General features: G+C 66.2%; 22 protein-coding genes. 13 read left to right on the top strand and 9 right to left on the bottom strand.

Going from position 1 to position 25226, the window contains the following annotated elements; all coding sequences use genetic code 11:
• Nucleotides 1-9 precede the first annotated feature (9 nt).
• The gene (locus tag J2T07_RS17370) at nucleotides 10-585 is read right to left on the bottom strand and encodes a YggT family protein (RefSeq protein ID WP_306851640.1); all 576 of its coding nucleotides are present in this window, start codon (nucleotides 583-585) and stop codon (nucleotides 10-12) included.
• Nucleotides 582-1406, bottom strand: coding sequence for a pyrroline-5-carboxylate reductase (gene proC / locus J2T07_RS17365; protein WP_306851638.1), 825 nt, complete (start codon nucleotides 1404-1406; stop codon nucleotides 582-584). Before proC ends, J2T07_RS17370 begins: the two co-directional genes overlap by 4 nt.
• 116 nt (nucleotides 1407-1522) lie before the next feature.
• Here proC and J2T07_RS17360 point away from each other — a divergent pair, with 116 nt between their 5' ends.
• Nucleotides 1523-2560, top strand: coding sequence for a type IV pilus twitching motility protein PilT (locus tag J2T07_RS17360; RefSeq protein WP_306851636.1), 1038 nt, complete (start codon nucleotides 1523-1525; stop codon nucleotides 2558-2560).
• 142 nt (nucleotides 2561-2702) lie between these two features.
• Complete coding sequence (locus J2T07_RS17355; protein ID WP_306851634.1) at nucleotides 2703-3866, top strand: PilT/PilU family type 4a pilus ATPase; 1164 nt, start codon at nucleotides 2703-2705, stop codon at nucleotides 3864-3866.
• A gap of 73 nt (nucleotides 3867-3939) precedes the next feature.
• Here the strand turns inward: J2T07_RS17355 and J2T07_RS17350 are convergent, their stop codons facing one another.
• From J2T07_RS17350 to J2T07_RS17330, 5 genes are all read right to left on the bottom strand, one after another.
• A complete protein-coding gene (locus J2T07_RS17350; RefSeq protein WP_306851632.1) occupies nucleotides 3940-4308 on the bottom strand; it encodes a BON domain-containing protein in 369 nt (122 codons plus the stop codon).
• Between the two features lie 380 nt (nucleotides 4309-4688).
• Complete coding sequence (locus J2T07_RS17345; protein ID WP_306851629.1) at nucleotides 4689-6437, bottom strand: hypothetical protein; 1749 nt, start codon at nucleotides 6435-6437, stop codon at nucleotides 4689-4691.
• Between the two features lie 101 nt (nucleotides 6438-6538).
• Nucleotides 6539-7465 (bottom strand): aspartate carbamoyltransferase catalytic subunit, encoded by a 927-nt coding sequence (locus J2T07_RS17340; RefSeq protein WP_306851627.1) that lies wholly within the window; start codon nucleotides 7463-7465, stop codon nucleotides 6539-6541.
• On the bottom strand, nucleotides 7462-7893 hold the full coding sequence (ruvX, locus tag J2T07_RS17335; RefSeq protein WP_306851625.1) for a Holliday junction resolvase RuvX: 432 nt from the start codon (nucleotides 7891-7893) through the stop codon (nucleotides 7462-7464). The genes J2T07_RS17340 and ruvX overlap by 4 nt, the downstream gene beginning before the upstream one ends.
• Before the next feature lie 12 nt (nucleotides 7894-7905).
• Nucleotides 7906-8472 (bottom strand): YqgE/AlgH family protein, encoded by a 567-nt coding sequence (locus tag J2T07_RS17330; protein ID WP_306851623.1) that lies wholly within the window; start codon nucleotides 8470-8472, stop codon nucleotides 7906-7908.
• A 104-nt stretch (nucleotides 8473-8576) separates the two neighbouring features.
• On the opposite strand from J2T07_RS17330, the gene J2T07_RS17325 reads away from it, so the two are divergent.
• Nucleotides 8577-8897, top strand: a complete 321-nt coding sequence (locus tag J2T07_RS17325) for a hypothetical protein (RefSeq protein ID WP_306851621.1) — start codon at nucleotides 8577-8579, stop codon at nucleotides 8895-8897.
• Here the strand turns inward: J2T07_RS17325 and J2T07_RS17320 are convergent.
• Together J2T07_RS17320 and gshB are read right to left on the bottom strand one after the other, a co-directional pair.
• Entirely contained in the window at nucleotides 8891-9751 is an 861-nt protein-coding gene (locus J2T07_RS17320) for an energy transducer TonB (protein ID WP_306851619.1), read from the bottom strand. The genes J2T07_RS17325 and J2T07_RS17320 overlap by 7 nt on opposite strands.
• Complete coding sequence (gshB, locus tag J2T07_RS17315) at nucleotides 9748-10689, bottom strand: glutathione synthase (protein ID WP_306851617.1); 942 nt, start codon at nucleotides 10687-10689, stop codon at nucleotides 9748-9750. Before gshB ends, J2T07_RS17320 begins: the two co-directional genes overlap by 4 nt.
• A gap of 312 nt (nucleotides 10690-11001) precedes the next feature.
• On the opposite strand from gshB, the gene pilG reads away from it, so the two are divergent.
• The 10 genes from pilG (at nucleotide 11002) to J2T07_RS17265 (ending at nucleotide 25225) form a co-directional block, all read left to right on the top strand.
• A complete protein-coding gene (gene pilG / locus J2T07_RS17310; protein WP_371022263.1) occupies nucleotides 11002-11358 on the top strand; it encodes a twitching motility response regulator PilG in 357 nt (118 codons plus the stop codon).
• A gap of 36 nt (nucleotides 11359-11394) precedes the next feature.
• Nucleotides 11395-11769: a response regulator gene (locus J2T07_RS17305; protein ID WP_306851614.1), complete on the top strand. Its 375-nt coding sequence runs from the start codon at nucleotides 11395-11397 to the stop codon at nucleotides 11767-11769.
• 7 nt (nucleotides 11770-11776) lie between these two features.
• Entirely contained in the window at nucleotides 11777-12322 is a 546-nt protein-coding gene (locus tag J2T07_RS17300) for a chemotaxis protein CheW (protein WP_306851612.1), read from the top strand.
• A gap of 175 nt (nucleotides 12323-12497) precedes the next feature.
• Nucleotides 12498-14537: a methyl-accepting chemotaxis protein gene (locus J2T07_RS17295; protein WP_306851610.1), complete on the top strand. Its 2040-nt coding sequence runs from the start codon at nucleotides 12498-12500 to the stop codon at nucleotides 14535-14537.
• A gap of 4 nt (nucleotides 14538-14541) precedes the next feature.
• A complete protein-coding gene (locus J2T07_RS17290; protein WP_306851608.1) occupies nucleotides 14542-20700 on the top strand; it encodes an Hpt domain-containing protein in 6159 nt (2052 codons plus the stop codon).
• On the top strand, nucleotides 20693-22411 hold the full coding sequence (locus tag J2T07_RS17285; RefSeq protein ID WP_306851606.1) for a chemotaxis protein CheB: 1719 nt from the start codon (nucleotides 20693-20695) through the stop codon (nucleotides 22409-22411). Before J2T07_RS17290 ends, J2T07_RS17285 begins: the two co-directional genes overlap by 8 nt.
• Complete coding sequence (locus J2T07_RS17280; protein ID WP_306851604.1) at nucleotides 22408-22878, top strand: chemotaxis protein CheW; 471 nt, start codon at nucleotides 22408-22410, stop codon at nucleotides 22876-22878. Before J2T07_RS17285 ends, J2T07_RS17280 begins: the two co-directional genes overlap by 4 nt.
• Nucleotides 22879-22935: 57 nt before the next feature.
• Nucleotides 22936-23133: a hemin uptake protein HemP gene (gene hemP, locus J2T07_RS17275; RefSeq protein ID WP_306851602.1), complete on the top strand. Its 198-nt coding sequence runs from the start codon at nucleotides 22936-22938 to the stop codon at nucleotides 23131-23133.
• 91 nt (nucleotides 23134-23224) lie between these two features.
• A complete protein-coding gene (locus tag J2T07_RS17270; protein WP_306851600.1) occupies nucleotides 23225-23785 on the top strand; it encodes a hypothetical protein in 561 nt (186 codons plus the stop codon).
• A 168-nt stretch (nucleotides 23786-23953) separates the two neighbouring features.
• Nucleotides 23954-25225, top strand: coding sequence for an efflux RND transporter periplasmic adaptor subunit (locus J2T07_RS17265; protein ID WP_306851598.1), 1272 nt, complete (start codon nucleotides 23954-23956; stop codon nucleotides 25223-25225).
• The last annotated feature ends 1 nt before the right edge of the window (nucleotide 25226 follow it).

Here is a 25226-nt window from a genome sequence, read left to right as displayed (position 1 = left end):
AGGGGGGGCTCAGCCTCCCAGCAGCAACCGCGTACCCCAATCCGAGAGCGGCTGGGCGATGAGGATGCGCGCCAGGAAGAGCCCCAGCAGCACCGCCGTGGGCGAAAAATCCAGCCCGCCGATGGTCAGCTTGCCGCGGAACGGTCGCACCAGCGGCTCCGCCAGGCTCGACACCAGCCGTGCCACCGGGTGGTAGCGGTCGGTCGAGAGCATGCTCATCAGCGACCACACGAACACCAGGACGATCCAGGTCAGCAGGAAGAAATCGAGGGTCTCGGCCACGCCGGCCACGAGGATGCCCAGCGGCGCCGGGGCGATTCCCGCCAGCGCGACAATCAGCACCACCTTCAGGCATTCCAGCACCAGCACGATGGCCAGCGCCGCGGTGTTGATCCGGCGCACGGGCGGCAGCACCTTGCGCAGCGGGCGCACCACTGGATTGGTGAAGCGATAGAGGAACTGGCAGATGGGATTGTGGAAATCCGCCCGGTGCGCCTCGGCCAGCAGTCGCAGGACGAACAGGGTGACGAGGGCGCCGAAGGCGAACTGGAGGATCAGGGCGCCTGCGTTGGTCAGGTAGTTCACGTCTTCGATTCCATGTCTTCTGAAAGTTCGATGCCACGGCGCCGCGCCGCGTCGACCGCGCGCGCCACGATGGCGGGGAAATGGTCGGCCTGGAAACTTTCCAGCGCCGCCTGGGTGGTGCCGTTGGGCGAGGTGACGCGCTGGCGGAGGGTGGCGGCGCTTTCGCCGCTTTCGATCAGCATGCGTCCCGCGCCCAGAGCGGTCTGTGCCGCCAGCGCCCGTGCCGTTTCGCGGGAGAGTCCCTGCGAATACGCGGCGTTTTCCAGCGCCTCCACCAGCAGGAAGAAATACGCCGGTCCGGAGCCCGAGAGAGCGGTGACGATGTCCAGCTGGCCCTCGTCGGGCACCCAGACGGTCAGGCCCGCGGCGTCGAGCACGTGCTGTGCCTCGGCCCGTTGCGGGGCGCTTACCCGGGCATTGGCGAACAACGCCGAGGCTCCGGCGCCGATCATGGCCGGGGTGTTGGGCATGCAGCGGACGACGGGCAGGGCGGCGTCGAGCCAGCGTTCGATCTGCTGGATGCGGATACCGGCCGCGATGGAGATCACCACCGGGCGATACTTCTGCACCACGGCGCGCAGGTTGCGGCACACCTCGGCCATCATCTGCGGTTTTACCGCCAGCACCAGGATCGAGGCCCCTTCGGCGGCATCGCGGTTGTCGGTGTAGGTGGCCACGCCATACTCGCGGGACAGCTCGTGCAGGGCCTCGGCACGGGGCTCGGCCACGGCGATTCCACCGGGCTGGGCGCCGTGGCGGATCATTCCGGCGATCAACGCGGTGGCCATGTTGCCGCCGCCGATGAAGGCGATCCGATTCATGGGGGTATTCGCTCCGTTGGCGACGAGGATCACATACACCGAAGCATATACGGTGCCGCGCCTTGCCGCCGACCCCCGGGCATGGTTACCTATGCCGACCAAGATAGGGGACCTCAATGGATATCGCCGAACTCCTTGCCTTCTCCGTGAAGAACAAGGCCTCCGACCTGCACCTTTCCGCGGGTCTTCCGCCGATGATCCGTGTCGACGGCGACGTCCGGCGAATCAACATTCCGGCGCTGGAGCACAAGCAGGTCCACTCGCTGATCTACGACATCATGTCGGACAAGCAGCGCCGCGATTATGAGGAATTCCTTGAAGTCGACTTCTCCTTCGAGATCCCGGGACTGGCACGCTTCCGCGTCAACGCCTTCAACCACAACCGTGGCGCCGGCGGCGTGTTCCGTACCATTCCTTCCGAGGTGCTCACCCTGGAAGACCTCGGCGCACCGAAGATCTTCCGGGAGTTGATCGAGCAACCGCAGGGCCTGATCCTGGTCACCGGTCCCACGGGCTCCGGCAAGTCGACGACGCTGGCGGCGATGGTCGACCACGTCAACAAGAACGAATACGGCCATATCCTCACCGTCGAGGACCCGATCGAATTCGTGCACACCTCGCAAAAGTGTCTTATCAACCAGCGCGAGGTGCACCGCGACACGCATGGCTTCAACGAGGCATTGCGTTCGGCACTGCGCGAGGATCCGGACTACATCCTGGTGGGCGAGTTGCGCGACCTGGAAACCATCCGCCTGGCGCTTACCGCCGCGGAAACCGGCCATTTGGTCTTTGGCACGCTGCATACGTCCTCGGCGGCCAAGACCATCGACCGCATCATCGACGTGTTCCCCGCGGGCGAGAAACCCATGGTCCGTTCGATGCTGTCCGAATCGCTGCGCGCGGTCATCTCGCAGTCCCTGCTGAAGAAGGTCGGCGGCGGGCGCATCGCCGCCCACGAGATCATGGTGGGCATTCCGGCCATCCGTAACCTCATCCGCGAGGACAAGGTGGCCCAGATGTACTCGTCCATCCAGACCGGCCAGCAGTACGGCATGCAGACCCTGGACCAGAACCTGGCGGACCTGGTCAAGCGCGGACTCGTCACTCGCCAGGAAGCCTCGACCTACGCGAAGAACAAGGAAGGCTTCCGCTAGCCGGATGCCCGGCGCCGGCCCCGTGGAGGGCGGCTCCAGCGAGAGCCGGGATCGTGAAGGAAGTCCCTGTAGCCGCCCCGGTACGGGTATATGATCGGCTGACAGGGGCGCCGGCCCGGTCCGGCAATGGGAATACCAGGCCATGAGCGACTTCGATTTCACCTCCTTCCTCAAGCTGATGGTGCACAAGCAGGCCTCCGACCTGTTCATCACCGCTGGCGTCGCGCCTTCCATGAAGGTGCAGGGGCGCATCGTCCCGATCACCCAGAGCCCCCTCTCGGCACAGCAGTCGCGCGACATGGTGCTCAACGTGATGACCCCGGCCCAGCGCGAGGAGTTCGAGAAGACGCATGAGTGCCAGTTCGCGATCAGCGCGTCGGGCATCGGCCGTTTTCGCGTCTCCTGCTTCTACCAGCGCAACTGCGTGGGCATGGTCTTGCGCCGGATCGAATCGAAGATCCCGACGCCCGAGGAACTCAACCTGCCGCCGGTCATCAAGCAATTGGCAATGACCAAGCGCGGCATCATCATCTTCGTCGGCGGCACGGGTACGGGTAAGTCGACCTCGCTCGCGTCGATGATCGGCTACCGCAACCAGAACTCGACCGGCCACATCATCACCATCGAAGACCCGATCGAATACGTGCACAAGCACGAGGGTTGCATCATCACGCAGCGCGAACTCGGCATCGATACCGATAGCTGGGAAAATGCCCTGAAGAACACGCTGCGCCAGGCGCCGGACGTGATCATGATCGGCGAAGTGCGTACGCGCGAGACGATGGAACACGCGATCAACTTCTCGGAAACGGGCCACCTGTGCCTGTGTACGCTGCACGCGAACAACGCCAACCAGGCGCTCGACCGCATCTTGCACTTCTTCCCCGAGGACCGCCGCCAGCAGCTCTTCATGGACCTCTCGCTGAACCTGAAGGGCATCGTCGCCCAGCAGCTCATCCCCACGCCCGACGGCAAGGCCCGCCGCGTCGCGGTGGAAGTGCTGCTGGGCACGCCGCTGGCGCAGGATTACATCCGCCAGGGCGAGGTGCACAAGCTCAAGGAACTCATGCGCGACTCCAATCAGTTGGGCATGCGAACCTTCGACCAGAGCCTGGTCGAGCTCTACCACGCCGGCGAGATCTCGTACGAGGACGCATTGCGCCACGCCGACAGTTCCAACGAAGTGCGCCTGCGCATCAAGCTCGCCCAGGGCGGCGATGCACATACCCTGTCGCAGGGCCTGGAAGGGGTCGAGATCGACAAGGGCAACGATCGCAATACCTTTGGTGGCATGCTGCACCGCTGAACACAGAGGTATCGGCAAAAAAATGAGGGAGCCTTGCGGCTCCCTCTTCGTTTCCACGTGGCCTCGTGTGCGGTTACTTGGCCGCGGACGAGGAAACGGTCAGGCTGCTGGCGTCGACGCTCTTCACGCCCTTGATGCCCTTGGCGATCTTCTCGGCGTGGCTCTTTTCCTTCGCCGTGGCGACCGTGCCGGTCAGGGTGACGACGCCGTCGCTGGTGCTCACCGAGATATCGGTGGCCTTCACGCCCTTGCTGGCGGCGAACTCGGACTTGACCTTCGTGGTGATCCACGTGTCGTCGACCTTGCCGGCGACGGTCTGGTTGTCGCCCTTCGAGGAGGCCGCGGCGGAGTCCTGGGCATACACCTGTGCGAACGGGACCGTGCCGAGACCGGCAACAAGGGCGGCGGCGAACAGGGCCTTACGGAGGGGGGCGTGGTTCATGGGTGACTCCTTCATCTCGCACTGAATGGGGCTGGCGATGGCGCCACGCACTGTGGCTGCCGTTTCGCGTGGCCTATGGAAACAGCGCATCCGTGAACGATTCGTGCCGGGGAAATCGGGGCGTTCAGGTTAAGAAAGTTCCCCACTATCGGCTTGTCGGCTCCCACAACGGGGTTTCCGATTCGCCCTCCGTGGCTCAGCGGAAACGGCCGGCCGTCCAGGCCGGCCCCCTGACGGGCCTTGTCGCCCGGCAGCTCCCCTCGCCGCACACACAACGAACGCGAGGGCGAAGCCGAGCCGAACGAAACCCGAACACGCGCGAAGAATCAAAAAAAAGCGCCCCACCAGGGGGCGCTCGTTTCTTGCACGGTGACGATCGCTTACTTGTATTCGACGGCGCCTGAGATCACCAGGCCCTTCTCACCCATGTGCGCTTCGCCGCCGACCTGCACGATGCGCGCCGCCTGTGCTTTCATCGCGTCGAACTGGACTTTGGAGCGCTGGGCGGCCGCGGTCTGCGTCGCCTGGTCGTCCGGAGCGCCATCGGCGCCGGAGGCATCGTCCATCGCCTTGGCGTAGGCGGTCGCTTTCTCAGCCATCACGTCGACCCATGCGCGATACATGTCGCCGTTGAGGTGCAGGCGATTGAGCCGGCCGGCGTCGCCGATCGGGCCCATCAGCATGTCGTCGAGCTTGGCGTCTTCACCTTCGCCCAGGCCCACCACGATCGCCTGTCCGTTCATCGCCGCCCAGCCCGGCATGCCGAGCATGGTGCCGATGTTCGGCGGCAGCGGTGCCGGCTTGCCGTCGCCAGCGAGCTTGAAGTCGCCACCGAGCATCGCCTGGCCCATCGCCAGCAGGCCGGCGGGGTTGCGCGTGGCGAGCAGGACGCGACCAGTGAAGGTCGGCATCTGCTGACCCGCCGCGGCCGGCTTGAACGAATCCAGCACGATGCGCACGCCACGGATGTCGCCGAACGGGGGAATCGCCGCCTGCTGCATGGTCGAGCCCAGCTTGGCGAAACTGTCGTTCATGTTGACGAAGGCGGGGCATTCGAACGGCTTGGCCGCCACGGCCTCGGACTGTGCGGTGAAGAACGTTCGGATCTGCTCGACCGGAAGCGCGAGGCTGATGTCGAACGGCGCGCTGGCGTCCTTGCCCAGACCCGGCAATTCCACCTTCAGGCCCGAGAAGGCCTTGGCGATGTCGTCGGCCAGTGCCACGTCCACGCGCTGCTCCTGATGGTGCAGGTCCAGCCGCGTATAGCCGAAGCTGAGCGATGGCACGCGCGCCGCGATGCGTGCGGCTTCGGCCTGACAGCTGGGTGGCAGTTCGGGTACGGGCTCGCCGGTCTTGGCGGACTGGTGTTTCAGGAACGAGGCGAACAGGGGATCCTTGCCCGCGGCCACCAGCGGCAACAGGCGGACGAGGTCGACCTGGCCGACGGCATAGTCCTTATAACCCTTGTCCTTGGCGAGGTCGGCGAGGCGGCCATCATCCTGCAGGCTCTTTTGCGGGCGATCGACGCCCAGCGCCTGGCGGACCAGCGGCTGTGCGGCATCGGCGGGTAGCAGGGAGACGACGGCCTGCTTGCCCACGGTCGCGATCACCAGTTGCACGCCGGAATCGGACAGGGTCACATGGCGGTAGGCCTGACCACCCGCGTCGGCGGTTTCCAGCTTCTTGCCGTAGGCGGTTTCGAGGCGGCCCACGAAAGCTTCCCAGGCTGCCGGATCGGCCAGCGCCACGCGCGCCACGGGGCTGAGGCCGAGGCCATAGATGGCCGAGCCCGTCTTTACGTCCAGACCCATATTCTTCAGCGCCGCCTCGGCGGTCTTGCCGTCGAACTCGGCGGCGAAGGCCTTGAGCAGGCGGGCAGCTTCGGCGTTGCCCTTGGTTTCGAGATCCTGCGCGACGGATTTCATCTGCGCGACCTGGGTCGGCAGCTCGCTATTGGCCTGCGAGATCATGGCCTCGTAGGCATCGTCGTCGAGCTTGTCGAGGTTCGACAGCACGTAGGGTGTATCGGCCGGCACGAAGGCCAGCGGGGCGTCCTTGTCCTTGTGGCCGCAGGCCGCCAGCAGCACGCTGGCGACGCCGAGCGCGATGAGTCGCTTCGTCGGTCGCATTTTATATCCCATTGTTTGGTTTCCCTTGGTCCGGCCATTATGCCGGAACCGCGGCGCCGCCACGTGCTCCCGCGGCGGGGCGGGTGCAAATTCCTACGGGTTTACCGGCCCATGACCTCGGCCAGCACCGCCATCCGCACGAACACCCCGTTGCCGACCTGCTCGAGGATGCGCGACTGCGCCCCGTCGGCGACTTCCGGTGCGATCTCTATCCCGCGGTTGATCGGGCCCGGGTGCATGACCAGACAGCCCTTGGCGGCGAGGGCGAGGCGTCGGGTGTCGAGGCCGAAGCGCTCGAAATAGGCGGCCTCGTCGGGCAGGTCGGTCGCGGCCATGCGCTCTTTCTGGAGGCGAAGCATGATGATGACGTTCGCCCCTTCGATGGCCTCGTCGAAGTCCTCGTGGTAGGTGACGTTGTCCAGTTCGCCCTCGGTGGGCAGCAGTGAGGACGGTCCGACGAGGCGTATCTCCTTCGCGCCCAGGGCCGTGAACGCATGCACGTCGGATCGCGCCACGCGCGAATGGCGGACGTCGCCGCAGATGGCGATGCGCAGCTTGCGGAAGTCCGGGTGATGGTTGCGGATGGTCAGCGCGTCGAGCAGTCCCTGGGTGGGATGGGCACGGTTGCCGTCACCGGCGTTGACCACGGCGACGCCGCTCATCGCGTGGCGGACCAGGGATTCGGGCGTACCTGACTCCTTGTGCCTGACGATGATCGTGTCCAGATGCATGGCCTCGAGCGTATGCAACGTGTCGAACAACTCTTCGCCCTTGGCGGTCGACGAGAATCCGATGTCGAAATTGATCACGTCGGCGCCGAGGCGGCGCGCCGCGAGTTCGAACGACGTGCGCGTGCGCGTGGATGGCTCGAAGAAGAGATTGAGCACGGTCCGGCCCGCGAGCAGGTCGAGTTTTCGCGTTCCATGCGCGGTGGCTTCGCGCATGCTGTTGGCGCGGTCGAGGATGCGCTCGATGTTTTCGCGCGGCATGTTCTCGAGGGTGGTCAGGTGGCGCAGGCGTTGTGTCATGACGTCCCCAAGGAGGTTAAAAGGTAGGACTCGAGGATGACCGCCGCCGCCTCGGCATCGATCGACTTCGCATCCGAGCGTTTGCGGGTGCCCGCGGCGCGGCCGGCGGCGAAGCGCCGGGCGGCCTCCTGCGAACTCATGCGTTCGTCGGCGAACACCACCGGGAGGGCGTACCGCTGGCCGATCCGTTCGGCGAAGCGCCGCGCCGTGCGGGTCATCGGCTGCTCCTTGCCGTCGTTGTCGAGCGGCAGCCCCACGACCAGTTCCGCCGGCAACCACTCGCGACGCAAGGTGTCCAGCGCGTGCCAATCGGGTTCGCCGTCGCGCACGGGCAGGGCCGCCAACGCACGGGCGGTGCCGGTCAGGCGATTGCCGACGGCGACACCCACGATCTTCGTTCCGACATCGAAGCCGAACAGGCAGCTCATCGTGCCCTTGGCTCAGGCGTGACCGGCGTAGCCGGCCAACTGGGAGGGATCTTGCACGCCAAGCTTGCGTGCGGCGGCGACCCAACGTTCGTCGATGGGGGTGTCGAAGATGATGTGTTCGTCCGCGCGCGTGGTGAGCCACGCGTTGTCCATCACTTCCTGCTCGAGCTGGCCGGCGTCCCAGCCGGCGTAGCCGAGCGTGACGACGGCGCGGCGCGGGCCTTCGCCCGCGGCCATGGCCACCAGGATGTCGCGCGAGGTGGTGACCGACCAGTCGTCGTTCACGCGATAGCTGGAGTCCCAGTTGCCGGGTTCGCGATGAAGAACGAAACCGCGTTCCTGTTGGACAGGGCCGCCGATGAGGACGGGATAGTCGGCGATCTCCGGATCGTCGCACTGGAGTTTCATCTGGGCGAGGACGTCGCCCAGCCGGTACTCGGATATCTGGTTGATCAACAGGCCGACCGCGCCGTCTTCGCCATGCTGGCAGAGGAAGGCGACGCCGCGCGCGAAGGGCGGCTCGGCCAGCGTGGGCATGGCGATGAGGAATTGCCCCGCGAAGGTGTTGGCGATCGTCATGGCTGCATTGTAGCCGCTACGAGCATGAGCCGTGTGCGAACGTTCAGTGCTTCGCGCTTATCGTGTGCGCACGATCACAAGGAGATGGCATCGTGCGGAAAGTAATGTTTATCAAGGGTTTTGTGCTGATTTCCCTCGGCTTCGCGGGGGCTTCGCCAGCCTCCACGCCTGGCGCCTGGAAGGACTACGACCAACGGCTGACCAGGGCCTGCATCGCGGCCAGTGGCTTGAAGGGCGCGAAGCCGGTGGGCGGTCCGATCCGGTACGACGACCGGGTGCCGGTCACGGCGCTGGTGCTGGCCGGGCGTTACCCACAGAAGCATATGAACAACCGGCCGGGGCGGGAGTTGTGCGTATGGGACCGGAAGGCGGGGAGAGCGTATGTGAGCGAGGCGGACCAGCTGTTGCCGGCGATGGGTCAGTAGTTGCGCAGCACATTCCCTGGCAGGAACTGCCAGGTTCGCGTGATGTACAACTCGTCCACCCGGTTCTTGTCCGAGGGCAGGGCGGGGAAGGGCGCGGAGAGACGGACAATACGTTGGGCGGCGTCGTCGAGCAGCTTCTGCCCGGAACTCTTGATCACATCCATGCTCTTGATCGATCCATCTCGGTTCAGGCCCACGGTGAGCACCAGTTCGCCATGCAGCCCCTGGCGCCGCGCCTCGTCGGGATAGTTGAGGTTGCCCACGCGTTCCACGCGACCGACCCAGCCCTTCATGTAGGCGGCATAGACATACTCGCGCGTGTTCGAGGAGATGAATTTCTTCTTCGGGCGCTTCGCATATGCCTGCGACTGGTCGCGGACCTCGGCCGCCAGCTTCGCCATTTCCAGCTTGCGCTGCACCTCGTCGTCGGAGACAGGCAGGGGCCGTTCCTTTTGCTCGGTCTGCTCGTGCTTGGTATCGACCGCGAAAGCCGTCTCGCCCGAGGTGGTGAGGAGTGGGTCTGGCGTGGCCTCGCGTGGCGTGGGCGCACGGGCCTCGGTGGGTTCGGCCGCATCGCCCGGGTTGCGCGTGGGCAGGGGGCCGGACGCGCGTTCCGACGGGCGTGCGGCCTTGTCCTGGTCGCCACCGCCCGAATTGCTGGCCTGGGCGAGGAAGTCCGCCTTGTCCGGCGCTTCCTGGTTGGCGACATCCACGAGGGTGACATCGAGCGTGGGCACGCTCGGTTTGGGCTTCTCCGCCTCGAAGGTGATGCCGAGGATGACGACACCGTGCAGCAGCAGCGAGAACAGCAGGGTCGCGCCGAACAGGTCGGCGCCGGTGGTGCGGGTCGTCATCGGGCCTCGATCGCGTCGAACATCAGCCCGGCGATGTTAATGCCGAACTGGGCGTCCAGTTCGCGAACGCCTGTCGGAGATGTGACGTTGATCTCGGTCAGGTAGTCGCCGATCACGTCCAGGCCGACGAAGCGAAGCCCGCGGCGGACCAGCTCGGGGGCCACCTGCGCGACGATCCAGCGATCGCGGTCCGACAGTGGAATGCCCACCCCCCGGCCACCGGCCGCGAGGTTGCCACGGAACTCGTCGCCCTGCGGGATGCGGGCGAGGGCATAGGGTACCGGCTCGCCATCGATGACCAGAATACGCTTGTCGCCGGCCGTGATTTCCGGGATGTATTTCTGCACGACGGTAAAGTTGCGGTTTCCGTCCAGCAGTGTTTCGAGCATCGAATTGAGATTGCTGTCCCCCGCCTTCACCCGGAAAATGCCGCGCCCGCCCATTCCATCCAGCGGCTTGAGCACGACTTCGCCATGTTCGGCGACGAACCGCCTCAGTTCGGCGCGGTCGCGCGAGACCAGGGCCGGTACGATGCACTGGGGGAAGTCCAGGGAGAACAGTTTCTCGTTGCAGTCCCGCAACGACCTCGGGTCGTTCACCACCTTGCAGCCGGCCCGCTGGGCCCGCTCAAGCACCATGGTGTCGTAGAGGAACTGGGCGTCCACGGGGGGATCCTTGCGGGCCAGGACCACGTCGACCTCGCCGAGGGGGCGCCACCGTGGCTCGCCCAGAGTGAACCAGCCGGCCGGATCTTCCTTCACGGTGAGCGGGCGCAGCCGCGCCCATGCCTCGCCGTCGTGCAGCGCGAGGTCTCCCTGTTCCATGTACAGCAGGGCGTGCCCGCGGCGGGAGGCCTCCAGCAGCATGGCGAAGGTGGTGTCCTTGGCGATCTTGATGGCGCGGATCGGGTCCATCAGGACGGCGACGGAGAGCGGCATGGAGGTGTCCCGTTAGGCAGGAAAGGTGCCAAGTCTAGTCAAGGCGGGCAGAATTGGGGCGAATTCGGCAGGCGGAACTTTTCCTTTAAGAACAATTCATCTTGACGGCGCCCCGGCCAACCATTAAACAGCGGACGGGAGGAACGCCGAAGAGCGGACCGCTGGAGCCGCCGGTTCCGGACATCGACCTGGCGCACGGAATAGTCGGCACGAAACCGGCTATCCTGCGACGGGATTTGCGGTTTTTTTGCGTGGCACGGGGGCGCAGTGAACGAAAACGGACGTGGTAACGACCTGACCGGGTTGCGGGTCATGGTCATCGACGATTCGAAAACCATCCGACGCACGGCCGAGACCCTGCTGAAGAAGGAAGGCTGCGACGTACTCACCGCAGTCGACGGTTTCGAGGCCCTGGCCAAAATTTCCGACCAGAAGCCGAACATCATCTTCGTCGACATCATGATGCCGCGCCTGGATGGCTACCAGACCTGCGCACTGATCAAGAACAACGCCCAGTTCCGCGGCACGCCGGTGATCATGCTGTCCTCGAAGGATGGCCTGTTCGACAAGGCCCGTGGCCGCATCGTGGGCGCGGAGCAGTACCTCACCAAGCCGTTCACCCGCGACGAACTACTCGGCGCGATCCATCGCTACGCGAAGGCGAACTGACCGAACACCACCGCTAGACGACGTCCAGGGGGACGTGTGGCAAACATTCTCATCATCGACGACTCGCCCACCGACGTCCGCGTGTTCACCACGCTGCTCGAGAAGGCGGGTTTCTCCGTTTCCAGCGTCGACAACGCCGAGGCCGGCCTCGATCGCATCCGTGCGAACAAGCCCGACCTGGTGATCATGGACGTGATCATGCCGGGCATGAACGGCTTCCAGGCCACCCGCACGCTGAGCCGGGACCCGGCGACGGCGGACGTGCCCGTGGTGATGATCACGACCAAGTCCATGGAAACCGACAGGGTGTGGGGCCTGCGCCAGGGCGCCAAGGCGTTCATCACCAAGCCGGTGAACGAAAAGGAGCTGCTCTCGACCATCGCCAGCCTCCTGCCGAACAAGACGCATTGAGGACGCCATGAGCGAAAACGCCTCACTCACGCCTTTCGAACTCCTCGCCCGCTATGAAAGGGCGTGCCTATCCCATACGGCGGACGCGCCCGAGCGCGTGGACACCCTGGGCCTGTGGCGAGGCATCGGTTTTCGCGTGGGGCGCCGCGCCTTCGTCAGCGGCATCGAGGAAATCAACGAATTGCTGGCCGTGCCGCCGCTGACCAACGTGCCCGGTACACAGCCGTGGCTGATGGGCGTGGCCAATGTGCGTGGCAATCTGGTGCCGGCGATCGATCTCGGCCGGTTCCTGTTCGATGAACGCACGCCGTCGTCGGAACGTACGCGCTTGCTGCTCGTGCGCCAGCATGGCGGCACGGTGGGTTTGCTGGTGGATGAGGTGTTCGGCCAGCGTACGATGGACGAGGCACAGCGTGGCATGGGCGAGGAAGAGCACGATCCACGGCTGGCGCGCTTCGTCGCGGAGAACGTGCAGCTGGGTGAACAGGCTTTTGGCTTGTTCAGCATGAGCCGGTTGGTTCGTGCGCCGGATTTCAGGCAGGCGGCGTTGTAAGGCGCCTCATGGGGGAGGGGGACGGCCGGGTGGCTGGCCCCTGACAGGATAGGTGGAGACGGCATGGCCGGCTTCGCGATGGGAACGGAGGAGCGGTCAGCGCGATCGCTTCGTCTTGCCGGCGGCCTCATCGAGGCGCCGGTGGCTAGCTTTGCCAGGTTTGGGTGAGGTGGATATGAGCACGACAGCAGGCGGCGCAGGCCGGGAACGTGGGTACACGATCGTCATCGTGTTCCTCCTCCTGGCAATCGGTTTGGCGTCGGTCGACTTCTGGTGGCTGAACAACAAGAACGGCGAGGACCGCGAGGCCATTGCGCTGACGACCCAGGTACAGGTGCTCTCGCAGCAGACCGCGAAGTACGCACTGGAGGCGTCGGATGGCAACCGCGATTCGTTCCGTGAGCTGTCGGCCACGCGAAACACGATCGATTCGGCCGTGCAGCGCCTGGTCAAGGGCGACGACAAGACCGGCATGCCGGCCTATGCCGATGCCAGCGCCAACGCCGCGCCCGCCGGGCGCGCGATCGGCGCCCTGGCCAACGCCTGGCACCAGCTCGACGCGGACATCGGCAAGATCCTTTCCAACAAGGACCTCGTGTTGTCCTCGGGTGAGCGCGCCGACCTGTTCTCCAAGCAGATGCCGCTGCTGAACGCGCGCACCGACGAGGTGTTGAACATCGTCCAGCAAAAGAACGCCTCGGTGGAGCAGACCTTCACCATCGCGCGGTGGATGCTCATGGCCGATCGCATGATCCGCCGCGTGCAGGAGATCCTGCAGGGCGGTGACGGCGCCCAGTCGGCGGCGGATGGCCTGTCCCGCGACGCGCAGCTCTACGGCGCGGTGTTGAAGGGCCTCATCGACGGCAATCCGGACGGTGGCGTGCGTGCCATCAGCGACGCCAACGCGCGCAAGATCCTCGAAGGCATGCAGACCTCCTGGGCCGAGCTGGTCGATCCGGTCGGCCAGCTGGTCACCGCCTCGCCGAACCTGCAGGACGTGAAGCGCGCCGGCAACCAGGCCTCCCTCGACTCCCAGACGGTACTGCTGCGCGCCAACGAGTCGGCCGAGCAGATCGCCAAGCTGCCGCTGACCCGCCTGTTCCCGAACGTGTGGTGGGGCTTGCTCGGGGCGATCGGCGCGGTGCTCTTCGCACTGCTGCTGGTCTACAACCTGGTGCGCGACCAGCGCCGCCGCTTCGAGACCACGTCCGACCTGAACCAGCGTAACCAGAACGCGATCATGCGCTTGCTGGACGAGATGGGCACGCTCGCCGAAGGCGACCTGACCATCAAGGCCACCGTCACCGAGGACATCACGGGCGCCATCGCGGACGCCATGAACTCCGCCGTCGACGAGATGCGCAACCTCGTCACCACGATCAACGAGACCGCGGTGCGTGTCTCCGCGGCGGCACAGGAAACGCAGGCCACCGCCATGCACCTCGCCGACGCGGCGGAGCAACAGGCGCAGCAGATCACCTCGGCCACATCCGCGATCAATCAGATCGCCACCTCGATGGATACGGTGTCGAAGGATTCCGCCGAATCGGCCGACGTGGCCCAGCGCTCGGTGCAGATCGCTTCGCGCGGCGCGGAAGTGGTGCGCGAGACGATCCAGGGCATGGACTCCATTCGCGACCAGATTCAGGAGACGTCCAAGCGCATCAAGCGCCTGGGCGAGTCGTCGCAGGAAATCGGCTCGATCGTGGAACTCATCAACGACATCGCCGAGCAGACCAACATCCTCGCCTTGAACGCGGCCATCCAGGCGGCATCGGCCGGCGAGGCGGGACGCGGCTTCGCGGTGGTCGCGGACGAAGTGCAGCGCCTCGCCGAACGCTCGGCGAGCGCGACCAAGCGAATCGAGACCCTGGTCCAGACCATTCAGTCCGATACCAACGAAGCGGTGAGTTCGATGGAACAGACCACCGCCGAGGTGGTCGCGGGCGCACGATTGGCCGAGGACGCGGGCACCGCGCTGGGCGACATCGAGCGTGTGTCGAACGACCTTTCGGCGCTCATCCAGAACATCTCCGCGGCGGCCCGCCAGCAGTCCGCGGCGGCCACCGACACCTCGGCGACGATGAACGTCATCCAGGAGATCACCTCGCAGACATCGCTGGGTGCCAGCCAGACCGCCGAGTCCATCGGAAACCTGGCCCAGCTCGCGAACGACTTGCGCCTGTCCGTCGCGAACTTCAAGCTGCCGGGCTAATGCAGTGAGACTTCAAGACCATACCGATTTCACCACGCTGCACTGGGTCAAGGCCGAGCTCGACGACGCCTTGTCCAAGGCACGCCAGGCCCTCGAGTCCTACGTCGAGGACTCGCGCGACGCCTATGTCATGCACACTTGCGCGGCGGACCTGCACCAGGTCCACGGCACGTTGCGTATGGTCGAGCTCTACGGCGCCGCGATGGTCGTCGGCGAAATGGAGCAGCTGGTCGCCGCGCTGATAGATAACCGGGTCGTCCACCGCGATGACGCCTATGCCGCCCTGATGCGCGGCATGATGCAGATGCCCGATTACCTGGAGCGCTTGCAGAGCGGTCACCGTGACGTGCCGATCGTGTTGCTGCCGCTGCTCAACGACCTGCGCGAAAGCCGGGGCGAGCAGTCCCTGCACGAGTCCGCCCTGTTCACGCCCAACCTCGACACCATGCTTCCCGCAACGGCGCCCGGCGCCGCCCATCCGGGCGTGGCCGAGGCCCATCGCGCCGAATTGGGCGACCTGCGCGTAAGGTTCCAGCAGCAATTGCTGGCCTGGTTCCGCGGGCAGGGCAACGAACGCCAGCTGCTCGGCATGCGCGCGACGCTCGACAGCCTCGCCGCGCGTTGCTACACGATCGCGGGACGGCGCCTGTGGTGGATCGCCGCCGGCGTGCTCGAGGGTCTGGAGCGCGGCGTACTGCGTGCCCATGAAAAGGACGTGCGCCAGCTCATCGGCCGCGTCGACCGGTCCATCCGCGAGCTTGTCGATGGTGGTGAGGAAGCGCTGCAGAGCGGCGATTCCGACGAACTCGCGCGCAAGCTCCTGTATTACGTCGCCCAGGCCAAGCCGGGCAGCGAACGCATCGAGGAACTGCGCCAGACCTACCGTCTCGACGGCTTGTTGCCGCAGGCGGCCGAGCTCGAGCATGCCCGTGGCTCGATGTCCGGCCACAATCGCGCCCTGCTCGACACCGTGTCGGCGGCGATCAAGGACGACCTGCTGCGGGTGAAGGAAGCGCTCGACCTGTTCCTGCGCCGTCCCGATGGCGATCCAGGCCAGTTGGGCTTGCAGACCGACGTACTCGACCGCGTGGGTGACACGCTGGGCATGCTCGCCTTGGGCGTGCCGCGCCGTGTCGTGGGCGAGCAGCGCCGCATCCTCGGCGAGATCGCCACGGGAGCGCGCGCGCCGGACGAGGAATCGTTGCTCGACGTCGCCGGCGCGCTTCTCTATGTCGAAGCGTCGCTGGACGACCATATCGAACGCCTCGGCGCGGAGGGCGAACATCCTTCGTCGTCGAGCGACCTCGGCCCGGCGCCGCTGCCGCGCAGCGAAGCGCGGCACATCCTGGCCACGCTCATGCGCGAGGCCACCGCGAATACGTCCAAGGTGAAGGACGCGATCGTTGGTTTCGTCGAATCGTCGTGGGACCACGATCAACTCGCTGGCGCACCCGAATTGATGGCCGAGATCGGTGGTGCGATGCGCATGCTCGGTGCGGTGCGTCCGGCCGAGCTGGCCGATGGCATCGGCTTGTTCATCCATCGTGAATTGCTTGGCGACCGTCGCGTGCCCAACGGTACCCAGATGGATCGCCTGGCCGATGCGTTGGCCGCGCTCGAGTACTACCTCGAAGCCGCGCGCGAGCATCGTGGCGGACTGGAACACATCCTCGACGTGACCCAGCAAAGCCTGGCCGAACTCGGTTATTGGCCGGTGCCGGTGGACGACGATGGCAACGAGGCGCTCGGAGAGGATGCGCTCGAAGACATCGAGACAGCGGCCATCGAGCATATCGCCGTGCCATCGACCAGCGTCGATGCAGGCGAGACGGTATCCAGCTTCGCCGACAGCTTCGATCTCGTGGACGAGCCGCCCACCGACGAAGAGGTCGCCGCCGCTTCCAGCGATATCGACGCCGTGCCGGCGCCTGCCTCGGCCGTTGGCGAAGAAGACTGGATCGAGATCGAGGAAGAGGTCGAGCAGGACGTTGGCGGCCACGGCATGGCCGAGTTTGCCGGCTTCCAGATCACCGTGGACGGCATCGACGACGAGATTCGCGAGATCTTCCTCGAAGAAACCGATGAGGAAATCGCCAATCTCCGCGCCGGCCTTGGCCACTGGTTGACCGACCCCGAGCGCAGCGACGCGCTGGTGCCCATCCGCCGTTCGTTCCATACGCTGAAGGGCTCGGGCCGCCTCGTCGGCGCACGCCTGCTGGGCGAGTTCGCCTGGAAGGTCGAGAACATGCTCAACCGCGTGCTCGACGGTTCGATCGGGCCGCATGAAGGCGTGCAGGCGCTCGTGCGCCACGCCGTCGAGGCATTGCCGCAACTCAAGGCAGCGCTCGAGGGCGATGCCACGCCTGGCGCGCCGATCGCCGCGATCATGGAAACCGCGGACCGCCTGGCCATGGGCGACGTCGCCTTCGTCGAGGACGTCGCACGCAGTTCCATCCACCGCGTGCGCAGCAAGGTCAAGCGCCGCGTGCCGCGCGACACGATCGCCGCGGTGCCCACGGCGGGTTTCGCCGCCTATGGCCAGACACCGGCACCGGTCGAGGACAGCGCGGCATCGGTGGAGGCCGCGTTCGGCGAGCCCGCCTATGTCGCGCCGCCGCTGCCGCCCGTGGATTCGGTCTTGCTGGACATCCTGCGTACCGAAGTGGCGCAGTATCTCAACGTGATTCGCGCCAACCTGGCCCGCGCCGGCGATGGCGAGCTTCATGTGGACGATGCCCTGCTGCGCGCCGTGCATACGTTGCACGGCGCGATCGGCATGGTCGATATCCCCGTGCTGATCCATGTGCTCGCGCCTCTGGAGGGCCTGGTCAAGCGTGTGCGCGCCACGGGCCTGCCGTTGAGCAAGGCAGGCGTCGACGCGCTGACCGACACGGCCGACCTGGTCGATCACGTGATGGAACAGTTCGACGCGCCCGATCCGCGCGTGCCGGATGTCGCATCGCTGGCCGCGCGCATCGTCGCCCTGCGCGACGAGCAACCGGAAGCGACGGTCGCGCACATCCTGTACGAGCCCGATCCGCTGCCGCTCGAGGGCGAACTCGCCGACGACGGGCTGGCCGAAGAGGCGGGTTCCGTCGACGCGTTCACGGACCTGGCGGAAGCCTACCTGCCGGAGCAGGCGGAAGGGACGGGCGTTCCATCGCTCGACGAGGCATTGATCGCGGAAGAGATCGCGGAAGAAGAAGGCGAGCTTCCGGGGATCGAGCTGGCACCGGTCGAGCCGGTCGGCGGCAGCGACGATTTCACCGCCGAACTGCTGGCGTCGCTCGAGAACTTCGAAAACTTCGAGATCGACAAGCCGGAAGGCGAGGTCAAGCCGATCCTGGCCTTCGACGCCGAGGAAGACGCCGCGTGGCGTGCGCTGGTGGGGGAGGGCTCGGACGAGCCATCGCTGCCGCAGCCGATGACGCATGACGGCGACGTGTTGCATACGGACGATGGGCTGGTCGAACCGCTCGTCGTCGAAGAAGAGATCGACGAGACGGCGTCGGAGGAGGAAGGGTTCATTGCGGACGAGTTGCTCGCTTCGCAGGAATCGCCGATAAGGTCGACTCCCACCGAGCCTGCCGTCGAAGCCGAGCGTCCCACGGAGCCTGCGGTCGAAGCCGAGCTTCCTATCGAGACCGCCGAACACGAGAGTGTGCTCGAACCGGTGGTCATCGAGGATCAGTCGCACGAGGCGTTGGCGGAACCGGTGCATACACCGGCGGACGAACCGGTGGCGGCGCTGGTGCCGGAGTTGTCGCCTTACGCCGATATCGATCCCGACTTGCTCGAGGTCTTCATCGAGGAAGGGCGCGAGATACTCGACCATGCCGACGCCGCGCTGGCGTCGTGGCGTGCCGAGCCGGAACAGGCCGAGCACGTGACCGCGCTGCAACGCGACCTGCATACCTTGAAGGGCAGCGCGCGCATGGCCGGCATGGCCGCGGTCGGTGACCTGTCGCATGCGATGGAAGCGCTGCTCGACGCGGTAGCCGGTGGCCAGCGTGAGAGCGATCGTCCCGCCATCGAGGCGACCGAGGCGGGCTTCGACCGCCTGCACGGCATGATCCAGAGCATCGCCCTGGGCAAGCCGATCGCCCTGGCCGACGCCGACATCGAACCGTTCGCCCGTCTCGCCGGTGCACCGATCGCACCCGACACGGTCACGGCCGAGACCTATCGCGAGGAACGCGAAGCCGCGATCGTCGAGTACGCGCCGGTCCCCGAGCCGGCGCACGAGCCGGAGCCGACGCAGGCGATCGAACGCGACCTGCCCGAACTCCTGCCCGAGTTCGAGGAAGAGGAGCTGCAGCGGGCCTCGCAGGAGCAGATCCGCGTACGAGCCGACATGCTCGACACGCTGGTCAACCACGCGGGCGAGGTCTCGATCTACCGCTCGCGCCTGGAGCAGCAGACGGCGAGCTTCCGTTCGGCGCTCACCGAGCACGAGCAGACGGTCAGCCGCCTGCGCAGCCAGTTGCGCATGCTCGAGATCGAAACCGAGGCGCAGATCATCGCGCGTTACCACCAGGAGCATCGCGACACGGGCGTGGCGGCCTTCGATCCGCTCGAGCTCGACCGCTTCTCGCAGTTGCAGCAGTACTCGCGGGCACTGGCCGAGTCGGTGTCCGACCTTGTGTCGCTGCAGACCATCCTCGACGAGTTGACCCGCCAGTCCGAGAACCTCCTGCTCCAGCAGCAGAAGGTGAACGCGGAATTGCAGGAAGGCCTCATGCAGACGCGCATGTTGCCGTTCGACGCGATGGTGCCGAACCTGCGCCGTACGCTGCGCCAGGCTGCCTCGGACGTGGGCAAGCGCGCGCAGCTGGTGGTGGAGGGTGCCAACGGCGAAATGGACCGCAACATGCTCGACCGCATCAAGGCGCCGTTCGAGCACATGCTGCGCAATGCCGTCGCACACGGTATCGAACCGCCGGAGGCACGCCAGGCCGCGGGCAAGGACCCGGAAGGCACGGTACGCATCCAGGTGGCCCGCGAAGCCACCGAAGTGGTGGTGCGGCTTTCCGACGACGGTGCAGGCATGGATCGCGATGCGATCAGGACCAAGGCGATCGAGCGCGGCCTGCTGCGCCCGGATGCCCGTGTATCCGACGACCAGATCTTCCAGCTCACCCAGGTGCCCGGGTTCTCCACGGCCGAGAAGGTCACCCAGGTGGCCGGCCGCGGCGTCGGCATGGATGTGGTCGCCAACGAGATCAAGCAGCTCGGCGGCACCCTGGGCATCGAGTCACAGAAGGGCGTGGGTACCACCTTCGTCATGCGCCTGCCGTTCACTCTCGCGGTGACCCAGGCACTGATCGTGCGTATCGGTGAGACCAACTTCGCCATCCCGATGACCTCGGTGCACGGCGTGGCCCGCGTGGCACCGAATGAACTGGCCCACCGCATGGCCGACGCCGAGCCCAGCTTCGAGTACGTGGGCGAGGATTACGGCATCCACGACCTGCCGCAGTTGCTCGGCCTGCACGTGGTCTCGACGCCGGACGAGGGCGATATCCCGCTCCTGCTCGCACGGTCGGGCGACTTGCGCGCCGCGATCCGTGTCGATGCCGTGCTCGGCTCGCGCGAAATCGTGGTCAAACCGGTTGGCCCGCAGGTCAGTTCGGTGCCGGGCATCCTCGGCGCGACGATCATGGGCGACGGCTCGGTGCTGATGATTCTCGACCTCGCGCCGCTGGTCCGCCACGGCGTGGCGCGCCGCGCGTTCGAAGCCGAGGCACTGGCACCGCACGCACCGCGCGCGCAGGACGAAGTGCGCGTGAAGCCGCTGGTGATGGTGGTCGACGATTCGATCACCATGCGCAAGGTGACCGGCCGTGTGCTCGAGCGCCACGAGTTCGAGGTGATGACGGCGAAGGACGGCGTGGACGCGCTCGAAAAGCTCAACGAACGTGTGCCCGATCTGATGCTGCTCGACATCGAGATGCCGCGCATGGATGGCTATGAGCTGGCGACGCAGATGAAGGCGGACGAACGGCTCGCGGGTGTGCCGATCATCATGATCACCTCGCGCACCGGCGACAAGCACCGCCAGCGTGCCTTCGATATCGGTGTGGACCGCTATATCGGCAAGCCGTACCAGGAGAACGACCTCATCGTGCAGATCAACGACGTGCTCGGAGTCCACCATGGCTGATCGCGAGTCGCGGGTCGCGTTGCTGTTCGACGACGGGAACCTCTCCGCCCACCTGCGCGACGCGCTCGTCGAGCAGGGTGCGCGGATCGTCTACGAATCGGATCTCGGCTCGTTCGCCCCCGCCGAGCTGGTCGGTTCGTCGGCGAACGTCGTGGTCGTCGATCTGGATGATCCAAGCGATGCCGACCTCGATCGTCTCTACGACACGGTGGAAGGCGGGCATCCGCGCCTCGTCTTCAACGATGCCGACGTCAGTCGCAAGCTGGAAGGCTGGGACCGGGCACGCTGGGCCCGTCACCTCGCGGCGAAGCTCGTCGGGGAAATGTCCCTGGACCCGCCGCGTCCTGAAGATGCGCGGGCGATCGAACCACGCGTGACCGCCATGGCCGGCGTCGCCGCACCCGTGGAGGTCGTCCTCGACGAGCCCCTCGTGGATGACCTGGCGATCACCGGCAGTCATGGCTATCCGGAAACGCCGATGGCCGAGCCCGATGTGGCTACGGCCGTCCCGTCTTACGACGCGGCGGACATCGCCGATGAATTCACCGACGAACTGACGTTCTCCACGCCCTTGTCCGATGCCGACGCGGAAGACCGGGGTGCCGACCCGGCCGACCTCGCCGCGGAACTCGAAGCACTGCTCGCCGATACCGACCATGCCTCGCTGGACGAGTCCGATGGCCTGGAAAGCCTGCCTTCCACGCCTGTCGAGCTGACCGAACTGGCGTCGCTCGACCTGTCCGGCTTCGAAGTGATCGAGGAAGCACCGGCTCCGGCCCTTGCGCCCGGGAACGAATTCGACGCCGGCCGTTTCAGCCTCGAATCCATGGACGAGACGCCACCGGCGACGGATGGGGGAAACGCCGCACCCTTTCAGATCGAAGGGCGCGCGACCGAATACGTGCCGCCGCCGGTGCCGGAGTGGGACCTCGTCGACCACGACACCATCGTGGCCGAGCCGGTGACGCGCGTCGCATCGGCCGACTTCGGCATCGAGACCATCAGCGCCGCCGAATACCTTGCACAGGATGTCGTCGACGACGGCACGCATGGGATCGAAGCCGGCTTCACCCTCGAACTGGTGTCGATGGAAGAAGCGGTGGCGCCGTCCACCGATGGACAGTTCTCCCACGAAATGTTTCTCGAGGCGGCGCCGCGCGCCGTACGCCGGGTGATCGCGCTGGCCGGCGCGAAGGAAAGCGAAGGTTCGATCGCGGCCTTCCTTGCCGCGCTGCCCGAGCGCCTGGCCGGGGTATTGCTCGTGGTGGCACACCACGACGGCGAATCGCAGGCGTTCGCTTCGCGCCTGGGCCGTGCGCATGTCGCTGGCGATCGTCCGTATACCGCGCATGGCGAATGCCTCGTCGTGCCGCGTGGTTCGCACGTGCAGATCCGCCGAGACGGCAGCGTCACCGTGCGCGAAGATGGCGGCGCCGCCAACGCGGTGGGGCCGTCGATCGACGGCATCCTCAGCACCATCGCCGGTGGCTTTGGCGCCGACGCGCTGGCGATCGTCTTCGCCGGGCGCGGCAATGACGCCGTCGCCGGTGCGCAGGCGGTGTACGACGCCGGCGGTCGCGTATGGGTCGAGACCGTGCCGCCGGAAGACGAGGCGGGCCACATGGTCGCCGGCATCCGTGAAGAACGCGTGGCGGGCTATGCCGGCGATGTGCGCGCGCTGGCGCAGAAACTGATCGAGGAATTCCCATGAGCGAGCCGTTGCCGCGCGAAATCCGCTGCGTCCTGATCCCCAGCGGTGGCGTCCGCTTGCTGTTGCCCAACGCGGCGGTGGCCGAAGTGATCACCCTCGCGGGCGTGGAGCCGGTGGCCGATGCGCCGGCATGGCTGCTTGGCCGTATCGCTTGGCGCGGCTGGAGCATCCCGCTGGTGAATTTCGACCACGTCGCGAGCCTTGCCGACGATGCACCGCCCCAGGCGTCGCGCGTGGCCGTGCTCAAGGCCGTCGGTCATCGCCCGGACATGCCTTATATCGCGGTGCTCACCCACGGCTTCCCGCGCCTGACCACGCTCAACGCGGAACTGCTGCTACCCACGCACGACGGCCACGAACTGCCGTTCGGCGTTCGCGCTCGCGTGCTGGTGCGCGACGATACCGCGGTGATTCCGGACCTGGAGCAACTGGAAGATACCCTCTCGGAAATGCTCGCAGAGGCTTGACTCGTAATTGAGAATCATTATCATCAACTCCGCACCCTCAATCGCGGAGTCCCGATCATGCTGCTTCGAACGCTCCCCCTTTCCGACAACGGCGGCCGCGAAAAGGTCGTCCCGCTTCGTGCCGCGCCGGTGGCTACCCGCCGCATCGAGAGCACGAACCTGCTCGACGGTTCGCGTGAGCTCGTCATCGAGCACCAGGGCAGTGAGTACCACCTGCGCCTGACCCGCAACGACAAGCTCATCCTGACCAAGTAAGCGCAGCTTCTCCCCCGACGCCAAGCCACGCGGGTTCTCCCCGGACCGCCCAGCCAGGCATCCCTCGACCGCTTCGTCACTGGGAGACGCCATGTTCGGCTGGCTCGCATCCTTCGGCGTGCAATCGCGCGCCCGTTCCACCGCCACCACGCGTTGGCTGGCGCTCGCGCCGCGAACGTTGTTCGAGGGGCTGGGCCAGCTCGGCGGTGTGCTCTTCCTCGCCCCGCGCGACGCCTCCTGTAGCGGCCACGCTGAACCTCATGGCTGTCTCGTGGAGTCCGCCGACCTGGCTCCCTTGCTCGCCACGCATCACGTGGGCCTTACCTGCACCGTTACCGCGGAAGGGCCACGCGAGTGGATGGACTGCGTAAGCGGGCAGGGTCACCTCCTGGCACGCATCTACCTGCTTCCCGACACCGATTACCTCGCCTGGGATGGCTTGTACGCGGACGCCTTGCCTGTCGACGAACCCGCGCATCGTGCGCCGGACCGTGAATGGCTGCGCGCCTCGCGTGCTCGCATCCTGTGTTTCACCCGTCGGCGGCTGGCTGGCTTCACCGTGCTTGGCGCCTGCGATGCGCCCATCTCCTCCCTGGGCAGGGGCGTCGCGCGTGATATCGCGGTATCCGAATCGGTGGGTATCGCCGTCTGAGTGGCGTGTCCCGTCGGGGCCTGTCCGCGGGCCCCGGGTGTCCGGACACTCTGTCCGCGGACACCCGTCTTTCGATAACGAAACGTTATAAGTCACTGATCGATATTCGGATTATGGCTTGGCACGCTGCTTGCTCGATATCCCCGCAAGCAGCCCAGGGAAGCCACCATGATCCGCGATACCTCCGCCCAGGACCGTCTCGTCGAAGTCCGTCCGAACCATCGTCGCAAGCTCATCTATGCCGCGGCCGGCCTGGCGGCCATCGTCGCCATCGTGCTGGCGGTCCCCCGGATGGCCACGATGTTCTCGGCGGACTCCTCGGTCAGCGCCTCGCGCCTGTCCTTCGGCACCGTGACACGCGGTCCCTTCGTCCGTGACATCGCGGCGGAAGGCAAGGTGGTCGCGGCGGTAAGCCCCACGATGTACGCCGCTTCGGCGGGCGCCGTGGTGCTGAAGGTGCACGCGGGCGATGTGGTGAAGAAGGATCAGCTGCTGGCCGTCATCACCAGCCCCGAACTGACCAGCAAGCTCGCCCAGGAGAAATCCGCGGCGGATGCCATGGAGGTCGAGTTCCTTCGCGCTCAGATCGATGCGAAGAAGAAACGCTCTGAACTGCAGAAGTCCTTCGACAACGCCACCATCGATCAGACCGCCGCGGAGCGCGACCTCAAGCGCTACCAGACGGCGTTCGACAAGGGCGCCGTGCCGGTTGCCGACGTCGACAAGGCGAAGTCCACGCTGGACAAGGCGGCCGTGACCGCGAAGCACGCCAAGTCCGACCTCGCGATGGACAACGACAGCCTCACCTTCGACGTGCAGGCGAAGAAGCTCGCCCACGATCGCCAGGTGCTGCTGGTCAAGGACCTGGAACGCCAGGTGGAAGACCTCAACGTGAAGTCGCCGGTCGACGGCCAGGTGGGCCAGCTGTTCATCGCCGAGCGCGCGACCGTCGCCAAGGACGCCCAGCTACTCAGTGTCATCGACCTCTCCGCGCTGGAAGTGGAGATGAAGGTGCCCGAGAGCTTCGCCCGCGACCTCGCCATCGGCATGCCGGGCGAAATTTCCGGCAACGGCAAGACCTGGAATGGCAAGGTCAGCGCCGTGTCGCCGGAAGTGGTCAATGGCGAAGTCGCCGCGCGCCTGCGCTTCGATGGCGAGACCCCGCAGCAGCTGCGCCAGAGCCAGCGTCTTTCGGTGCGCATCCTGCTCGACAAGCGTGACAACGTACTCACCGTGCAGCGCGGTTCCTTCGTCGATGAAAGCGCGGGGCGCTATGCCTTCGTGGTCAACGACGGCATGGCCGATCGCCGTGACATCCGTGTCGGTGCGAGCAGCATCGACAAGGTCGAGATACTCGACGGCCTGAAGGAGGGCGACAAGATCGTCATCTCCGGCGCCGACACCTTCGGCGACGCCAAGCACGTCGCCATCAGCCGCTAAC

Origin of the sequence: Luteibacter jiangsuensis (genome assembly GCF_030812295.1) — a bacterium.
Taxonomy (GTDB): domain Bacteria; phylum Pseudomonadota; class Gammaproteobacteria; order Xanthomonadales; family Rhodanobacteraceae; genus Luteibacter; species Luteibacter jiangsuensis_A.
Note: the sequence above shows the minus strand (reverse complement) of the source record. Positions and strands in the feature narration are given on the sequence as shown.